Origin of the sequence: Veillonella sp. T34266-5 (assembly GCF_002959815.1) — a bacterium.
Classification (GTDB): Bacteria; Bacillota; Negativicutes; order Veillonellales; family Veillonellaceae; genus Veillonella; species Veillonella atypica.
In genome coordinates this window covers 5,001-6,744 of the sequence record NZ_PPCZ01000012.1, presented here as the reverse complement: position 1 = coordinate 6,744, position 1,744 = coordinate 5,001, and the positions used below count along the sequence as shown (strand labels likewise).

Genomic DNA, 1,744 nt, shown 5'->3' with positions numbered 1-1,744 from the left:
CGAATAAGCTATGGGCTTCGCCACTTTGGTAGATTCAGAGTACGTATTCTACTTTTGAGCAAAAAGAATGGCACCAACCATACATATGATTGGTGCCAAACAAGACTCGTAGGGTGAACACCCCAACATTTGACAGAGAGCCAAAAAAGAGATGGTCCAAACACCTAACCTAGGTGCTAGGACCATCTCTCTTTTTAGGATGATGATGAATAAATGCATGCCCTACATTTACCAATAAATATATTAACAGACATAACAAAAGCCATGCTGATAATACCAAACGGTATATTCACCATGACTGCTTTAACAATACAGAGATTATAATTTGTGTACTATAAAACATCATTTACACAAAAAAATCCTTTTTACGGGTACGTAAAAAGGGAGTCTCAAACTTCTCCTCCCTATCACTCGTAGGTCAAATGGTGAATGTTGAATAGGCAGTTCTCCTGACTCGGTGTCAATGCTCATCTAGCCTTCCCAGTTTCCCAGTGACTTAATTAGACTCGCTCAACCATACAGTGGCGGGACCGTGCTGGCCTTTAACCAGCTTCTCTATTATGCTTTTCAGCACCTATTCCCAAATATGATGTTGTCTATGTGTTTATATTATCACCGTATGTTACTTTCGTCAAACCTTTTTTACATTTTCATAAATAAATATTTATAATACACTAATAACAAAAGACTATATTCCAATCTATCTATTATCTCATCATGCTTTCATGTATAATGATAGAGTAATTTACATTATGGAGGTCATTATGTATATCGGAGACATTATAAAAGCATTCCGCGAGGAACATCAACTTTCACAAGAAACATTTGCAGCAAAAGCTGGTTTAACAGTTAGCGAAATCAATACACTAGAACAAAACTTTCAAGACGGGTCTTCTACACCCGTACCAGTTGCGATTCGACAAATAAAAGGCATTGCTCAAGCCATGGAACAACCAATGCCGGTTATCATGAGTCAAATACCATCCGACCAACAAGTTGTGGTCAACGTCGTCGCTGAATCAGATCAGCCTCATGCCAAATAAGGAGCAATCACCATACTATGAAAAAATTAGCTATTCTAACGCTTACATTCCTTGCCTTAACGGGTAGTGCTTATGCAGTTAATATAGGTGACCTAGAGAACGCTAGAGGCTATTCCTATATGTATCGCATGAACGGCCAACAATACTACGCGGATAATCGTGTCATCGTCCGTGCAGGCGAAGGCAATAACTATGAAATCATCGCCAAAACATATAGCCATCAAGGTGCCATGTATTACATGACAGAATACATCAACCATTACTATTTCAACCAAGATGCAGATACTATCTATTGGACCCAAGACGAAATCAATCTAATTGATGCTCGTACAGGTCAACTTCTACGTCGAAATATTAAGAAAAACCCTAAACTAAAAGAATTAAAACCAGATACCTATGGTTATATGCAAGCCATCTATTCTAAAAACATAGCTATTGCTGCAGGACAATTAAAAGAAGTATCCAACTAAGACGCTTAAGACTCATAAAAAACTGTAGCATCTTATGGACTAAAAAAGGAGCTGTTACTATAAGCAGCTCCTCTTTTTGTACTCACGTGTCGTACGATATATAAGCATCTAAATATTAGTACAGGCCTGTAGTATCTATTAGGTGGTCCATCTATATGGGGTTCTATGAATTAGTACAGGCTTGTAGTATTTATTAGACGGTCCTCCTATATGGTGTCCTACAAATTAGAA

General features: G+C 37.9%; 2 protein-coding genes and 1 riboswitch. Both genes read left to right on the top strand.

Translation table 11 applies throughout. The features are described 5' to 3' along the window. Positions 1–422: 422 nt before the first annotated feature. Positions 423–593, bottom strand: a riboswitch (cobalamin riboswitch). A 171-nt stretch (positions 594–764) separates the two neighbouring features. After that, positions 765–1,043, top strand: a complete 279-nt coding sequence (locus tag VIHSUH07_RS04910; protein WP_005378621.1) for a helix-turn-helix domain-containing protein — start codon at positions 765–767, stop codon at positions 1,041–1,043. Between the two features lie 17 nt (positions 1,044–1,060). Next, complete coding sequence (locus VIHSUH07_RS04905) at positions 1,061–1,513, top strand: hypothetical protein (RefSeq protein ID WP_105084097.1); 453 nt, start codon at positions 1,061–1,063, stop codon at positions 1,511–1,513. Positions 1,514–1,744: the final 231 nt, after the last annotated feature.